Source organism: Acinetobacter rongchengensis (assembly GCF_003611475.1).
Lineage (GTDB): Bacteria > Pseudomonadota > Gammaproteobacteria > Pseudomonadales > Moraxellaceae > Acinetobacter > Acinetobacter rongchengensis.
Genome location: NZ_RAXT01000089.1, coordinates 1 through 6,651, shown reverse-complemented (window position 1 = coordinate 6,651; position 6,651 = coordinate 1). Strand labels below are relative to the sequence as shown.

The window sequence follows — 6,651 nt, the reverse complement described above, 5'->3', positions numbered from 1 at the left end:
AAGATACCCAAGGCTGTAGCCTACACAACGTTGTTGTTGCTACAGATCGTCAACGTGAATCTACATAATTATATTCATGTTGACGATTATCCTAAGTAACATAATATTCGTTATGCAAAATCCTGCGCTATCTTAATCTGTCTATGTGATGATCTAGTTTTATAAATAATAATTTGAGTTGATCTATTTCTTCATAATTATCAATATCTAATTGCTGTATTTCCTCTAGGTATTTTTCGAGAGATTCACGCATGAATATGTAATCTGATTTGACCAACACCCCGATATTTCGATTGTAAAAACATTTTCCGCCATATATGTCTGTTTTTATTCATGTAATATTTTTCAAATCATAAAAATGATTAAAATACAATCTATTGAAATTAATAATAGTAGTTTGTTACCCATACCAAAATAATACAAAGAAAAGAGCGAAGTGATCGCCCTCTCTTATATTTGGAAGCCACATAACTTAAAATTATGTTAAATAAAATACCGGAAGCTGTGACCGATCTGAAACCTGAGCAACACTGTTGTACAAGATGCTAATGTTGTCACAGCTCAGCAACTTAAAAAATTTAGTATTAAAATTTCCATGTATAATCAATGTTTAAGCGTAATTCATTTGCCGGTTTAAAGGTCATTGTGCTCGGCATATTGTTACGATAAGTAGAATGACGTGCACGTAAATTTAAATCTTTAAATATGCCTTGCTGCACTTTATAGTTTAGCTCAAAATCTAATTCACTTTCTTTAAAATGCTGCTGACCATATCCTATAAGTTCAATATTGTCTCCTTTGCTATAGCGTGTCATAAATTTCAAACCTGTAGCAACAGTTTCTTTAAAATCGTAATCATATCGAAGATGGTAAACCCGTTCGTTAATATTCACTAGGTCAGTACTTAACGTATCCAGAAAGTGCATTGGTTCACTGCCAGATAAATAAGGTAAAGCTGTTTCACCAAATGACTGCATATACCCTATACTGAAGGTATGATTGGAATTCCGAATTCCCCAAAAAGCACTGAAGTGTTTGTTATCAATATTACCTGCGAGTTCTTCGCCTTCATCATTGCTAATAAATAGACGCATATCTCCCAATAACTGACCAAATTGAGTATTTTTTTTACTCTTAAAACCTAAAAAAGATTGCTGATAGATATCATGTAAATTTGAATAGTATGCGCTTAATTCTGTTTGATCCGTAAGTTTGTATTCTCCCCCCAACTCATACATTCCTGATGATTCAGCACCTTTTACAAAGCGTTTATTGGGATTTGCCAAGGTAATATTTTCATAATTCATTGAGTCCCGGTGATTGACACGATCTATATAGATCGCATTCAAATGAAAATCAGAGATCTCTGAGGTCTGAAATTGGGCACCACGATAAGTTTGAGGAAATAATCGTGCAGGTGAAGCAAATAATAAAGGCAGTTTAGGTTCTATGGTCCCTATATGAATTGTGGTGTCTTCAAAAATTTTAACTTTCGCTGTTAAACCAACTTCTTCATAACTATCAGCGTGTTCATTGGTCAGTTTATTTACAGGTAATAAGCCTGTTGCTGCATAATCTGATGGACCATAGAGTTTAAAACCCGCATTCGCCATTACATCTAGTCCAAGCCCTACATTCCCTGATGTATATCCAGACTGGGCTTTTAAAATAAAACCTTGAGCCCAATCCCGTGCAGCTGGATATGGTGCATCTTCAACATAATTTCGATCTAAATAATAATTTCGAGCCGTAATGGAAACTTTAGCATCATCAATAAAATCAGATGCATAGCTAACATTAGTCAAAATAAAAGGTGCAAAAAAACCTGTAAAATAAATTACATACTTCATTTGATTCATCCAAATCACTGATTAGAGCTGTCTTTCCTGACAGCTCATTTTTGGTTTAAATAGCAGAACGCTTTAGAGCAAACTCTTGTTTTTGTTGTTTACGATTTTTGGCAATCAGTAGCACCACCACTATTGCCAATACAAAAGCACAGGCATAGTAGCTATAAAGGCTGAGAGCAGGAATGCCTGCATCCAAGAATGAACCCGCGACTAAAGGTGAAAGAATTGCACCTGTACGGCCAAAACCAATAGCAAAACCAACGCCTGTAGTTCGTACTTCTGCATCATAGATCGTGGGTGACATGGCATATAGACCAGCGACACAGCCATTCACAAGAACACCGAGACATAATCCAAAGATCAAAGCAAAAGTTAAAATTGAAACACTATTTACAAGTAATAGAATTGAAATCGCTGTGAGTCCAAGAAATACCGCTTGTACATAAAAAATTCTGATTTTGGCACTGATTAACCCCACTAAAGTAGAACCAACAATCCCTCCTGCACTCAGAAGAATTCCTACGGTAACGCCTTGCTCTGTGGTCATGCCAGAAGAACTCAAGATTTTTGGCGTCCAACTCATCACAAAGTAAAAACCAAACATGACTAGAAAGAAGCTTAACCATAGACATATTGTGGGAATGGCGAGTCCATTGCTAAAAAGTTTAGCAACTCCAGCTTTAGCACTTTGCGTAACAGCAGCTTCTGCAGGCAAACTACTGACTTGAGGTAAGTCTAATTTTTGGGTTAATTGATTAATTCTTTCTAAGGCATTCGCAGGTTGCTTCACCAATAAATATTCTAGAGATTCAGGTAAACTAAAATAAGTCATGATGAACATCACTATGGTTGCAATACCACCTGTTAAAAAGACTGAACGCCAACCAAATTTATTAATTAATATTACTGCGATTACACCGCCAATTGTTGCACCAATGGCATAACCTGTTGATTGTAAACTGACGGCTAGACTACGCCAGCGATTCGATGCATATTCACTTGCTAAAACGTTACTACTCGCTAGGATGCCACCAATACCAAGACCTGTAATAAAACGTAAAACACCTAATTGAATTGCGGACTGAACTAGAGCAGAAAGTATCATCCCGGCACCAGAAATCATCAGGCAACATAAAATTAAAGGACGTCTTCCTTTTTTATCTGCCCAAGGTGCGAGGAAAATTGACCCCATAGCCATCCCCACTAGCCCCGCACTTAATAATCCTCCGAGTTGTGATCCTGTCAGCCCCCATTCTTTGGATACTGATGCTGCGGTAAATGCCATCACCATCACATCAAAACCATCTACAATAATTAGAAATACGCATAAAATCACAACAAACCATTGATATGTATTCATTGTTTTATGATTGAGTATTTCCCTCAAATTTGTTTCCATGGTTACACTCCTTGTGTAAATAGCAAAATACAGGGAATGACTTTATGTATCTGATCCTTATACATATGCCGCGACAATCCCTGTGTCCTCATGCGTGAATTTTGTCTTTTTTTGGATAGAGATCAGCTGCCTTGTGGCAACTCATCTCGTTTGAAATCGTGAGAAGAGAAAAACTTGACTGTTCAGCAATCTATGTTTTTTGTTGGATGAAGCTCATTTATTTAGGATGCTTGTAACAGCTCCTTAATAATGCGGCGCGCACGATTAGCAGCAACATCAACATGAATATCGATCATATTCTGATTCGGAATTTTCAGCATATTTTGATACTGCTCATTGATGACAATACGATCTTCATCAAAAGTATCTTTGGTTTGTTGAACCACTGTTGCTTTGAGTTCTTCTGCTTTTTCAGGGTCACTCGGATTGGTTGCTATGGTCCAAAAATAGTGACTTGTGGTTTCCGTTTCTGGCGTGATGCCATGAAAGCCTCGCATATGAAATCCTTGTCGTTGCGGGTCATCTAGCTTATCGGTATTTGCATCTACTGCCCCTGTCCAAATAGTAATATGCGAAACCTTAAATACAATCTCTTGCCAACGGTCCACTTTATCTTTAAATGGGTATGCCATTTGATACGTCGGAGGTGGTTCAGAAGCTGGCATATGTCGTACCACTTTCACAGTATTGCCTTCTTGTTCCACTTTCATTTCTGCATTCATGTGTACATTGGCATTGCCACCAATGGTCTTTAAATGCACATAACCCAAATGACTTAAATCCATTAAGTTGTCGTGAATTAACTGATAAGGTGCATCGTAGTGATAGACATCACCATCATATACATAGCGTGCATCGTCATGAATTGCATACTCAGGTGGTTCAGAATTTGGCGTTGGATGCTCATCACTGCCATACCAGAACCAAATGATTTTGTTTTTTTCTTGTATTGGATAAGCTTTAACTTTGGCTTTCGTTGGAATTTTCTCTTGACCAGGAATCTCAATACATTTGCCAGTTTCGTTATAAAGCAAGCCATGGTAACCACAGCGAATTCCGCCATCTTCAATGGTTCCACACGATAGTGCTAAAGCTCGATGACAGCATCGATCTTCCAAAGCCACGGCTTGACCATTGTGATGTCGAAAGAGTACCAAATTGGTATTTAAAACTGTTCTGGCCAAAGGTTTTTCTGTTGACAACTCTTTGCTTAATGCACATACATACCATTGATTTTTAGGGAAAAGGTTTGGTATTTCGGTATTTTCAACGAGATCGATTTTTTTTGAAACTTGATCCATGCGTTTCTCCTGAATATCCATTTGTGTTATAGACGAATAACAAGTTGTTTTGATTTTGCGCGTGAACAACACGGGGTAAATAATTTGTTTGAGCTTTTTTCTGCATCAGTTAAGAACTGATCATGGTGCTCGATTTCACCTTCAATGACTTCGAGTACACAAGAACCACAAATTCCTTGCTCACAAGAACAATCTACATCCAGTTCATTTTCTAGAAGAATTTCTAAGGCTGACTTATCAGAAGGTACTAACAAAATTCTGTTTGAATTTGCGAGCACCAATTCAAAGGATTGATCATGGCTGTGGTCTACAGTATTACTAAAATTTTCTTTATGAAATTGCTGTTCAGACCATTCATTTTCCAAAGCAGTACGATGGATATAGTCAATAAAACCAGATGGTCCACAAACATAAATATGTTGTTGCGGTTTATTTCTGCCTATTATTTTACTTAAATCCATTTTAGTTAATGGCTGATCATCTATATGAATACAGCAGTACTCTGCAATTTGAGAATCAATCAATTGTTTTTTAAAGGCTGCATGTTCTATCGTTCGCACACAGTAATGTAGTTCAAATGATTTTTGCTGTTTATGTAGCTCTAAAGCCATTGATAAAATAGGAGTTATACCAATTCCACCTGCAAATAAAATATGATGTTCTGCTTGTTGGTCTAAAGCAAATAAATTTCTAGGTTCAGAAATTTTAATTTCGTTGCCAACCATAAATTCTGTATGAACTTTTTCAGAGCCACCACGCGAATTTTGATCTTTAAGAATGCCAATCAAATATTGGTTATCTAACTCAGGTAGTTTGATCAATGAATATTGACGAATAATGTCTGAACTAACATAAACATCAATATGTGCACCAGCTGTATATGTGGGCAATCTAATACCATCTGTGGGTTCTAATAGAAAACTTTTAATTCCTAAAGCCTCATCCACAATAGCTTCAATTCGACAATTCATCATTTAGCAATCCTTGCTTAGAGCATCGTGTTGTTAAAACTATCATAAGTGCAATTTAGTTGCATATGCAACTATTTTTTCATAATTTCTTTTTTCTTGTTAAAATCATTAAAAATTCAATGTATTCCTGATATGGAAATTCAAAAAAGATTAGATTTAACTCGCTATACACCTGCTCTAGTCACTTTTCTTGTCAATAAAATTTCGACAGGTTCGACTCAGATTTATTCTGAATTATTTGACATTAGTGTGACTGAATGGCGTATCGTGTCTCTATTGGCGGTTGAACATCCAATTGTTGCTAAACGTGTGTCTGAAGTGATTGGGCTTGATAAAGCCACTGTTAGTCGTTCGATTAATCGATTAGAAAAAGAAGGCTATTTATGCTTGAGTATTGATGAAAATGATCGTCGAGCTAATTTTGTTGAGCTTTCAGAAAAAGGAATAAATCTACATAATCAAGTTATTGATATTGCACTTGATCGTGAACGAGCCATGCTTGAAGCATTAACGCAAGATGAAATAGAACAATTCATACGTATTCTAAATAAATTAAATCAAAATATAGTTGCAATGAATGAAGCATCTTGTCGAAAGTATCTGACAAAATAAAAGAATTTATTTTCTTAAATGTACTTTCCTTGTATATACAACGAAAGTACACCAATAGCCCATATTTATAGGATCAATTTCTGTGATGGTTATACAAAGCTGAATCAAGATTTGTTAAACGCCTAAGCAAAGCATTAATATTCTATTTTCAGCAGCATTTCGATATTTAAACTAACTCCAGTGCGATAATGCATGCAATAAAGTTAACTCTAACAATACGGTCAATTTAGCTATAAATTATTTAAGATAATTGATATCACAAACAAAAAATTATTTATTCATTCTATTCCCCTAAACATTAATTCACCACGCAACCTTTAGATCAAAATATCTTCACAAAAACACTATAAACTCACTTTTTTGAATATATTTATTTAATACTGTTAATATGAATATTCATGAGAAATTTTACTATTTTTCATAGCTCTATAAATCAAGGACGACTAGCGAATAAATTCATTATGGAAATTAAACAAATAAAATATTTTTTGACCGTTGTTGAAGCTGGCAGTATTGGT

At 35.6% G+C, this 6,651-nt stretch carries 5 protein-coding genes; 1 reads left to right on the top strand and 4 read right to left on the bottom strand.

From position 1 onward, the window contains the following. Positions 1-584: 584 nt before the first annotated feature. The 4 genes from D7V20_RS18145 to D7V20_RS18130 form a co-directional block, all read right to left on the bottom strand. Positions 585-1,850, bottom strand: a complete 1,266-nt coding sequence (locus D7V20_RS18145; RefSeq protein WP_120385323.1) for an OprD family outer membrane porin — start codon at positions 1,848-1,850, stop codon at positions 585-587. Positions 1,851-1,905: 55 nt separating this feature from the next. Next, the gene (locus D7V20_RS18140) at positions 1,906-3,249 is read right to left on the bottom strand and encodes an MFS transporter (RefSeq protein ID WP_120385322.1); all 1,344 of its coding nucleotides are present in this window, start codon (positions 3,247-3,249) and stop codon (positions 1,906-1,908) included. Between the two features lie 221 nt (positions 3,250-3,470). After that, on the bottom strand, positions 3,471-4,550 hold the full coding sequence (locus D7V20_RS18135; RefSeq protein WP_120385321.1) for an aromatic ring-hydroxylating dioxygenase subunit alpha: 1,080 nt from the start codon (positions 4,548-4,550) through the stop codon (positions 3,471-3,473). Between the two features lie 26 nt (positions 4,551-4,576). Next, on the bottom strand, positions 4,577-5,524 hold the full coding sequence (locus D7V20_RS18130) for a PDR/VanB family oxidoreductase (RefSeq protein WP_120385320.1): 948 nt from the start codon (positions 5,522-5,524) through the stop codon (positions 4,577-4,579). Positions 5,525-5,653: 129 nt separating this feature from the next. Between D7V20_RS18130 and D7V20_RS18125 the strand changes: the two genes are divergently transcribed. Then, positions 5,654-6,133, top strand: a complete 480-nt coding sequence (locus tag D7V20_RS18125; protein ID WP_120385319.1) for a MarR family winged helix-turn-helix transcriptional regulator — start codon at positions 5,654-5,656, stop codon at positions 6,131-6,133. The last annotated feature ends 518 nt before the right edge of the window (positions 6,134-6,651 follow it).

Bases quoted from the DNA above. Each gene is read 5' to 3' on its own strand.
- D7V20_RS18145 (WP_120385323.1), bottom strand. From the start codon at position 1,850: ATGAAGTATGTAATTTATTTTACAGGTTTTTTTGCACCTTTTATTTTG.
- D7V20_RS18140 (WP_120385322.1), bottom strand. From the start codon at position 3,249: ATGGAAACAAATTTGAGGGAAATACTCAATCATAAAACAATGAATACA.
- D7V20_RS18135 (WP_120385321.1), bottom strand. From the start codon at position 4,550: ATGGATCAAGTTTCAAAAAAAATCGATCTCGTTGAAAATACCGAAATA.
- D7V20_RS18130 (WP_120385320.1), bottom strand. From the start codon at position 5,524: ATGATGAATTGTCGAATTGAAGCTATTGTGGATGAGGCTTTAGGAATT.
- D7V20_RS18125 (WP_120385319.1), top strand. From the start codon at position 5,654: ATGGAAATTCAAAAAAGATTAGATTTAACTCGCTATACACCTGCTCTA.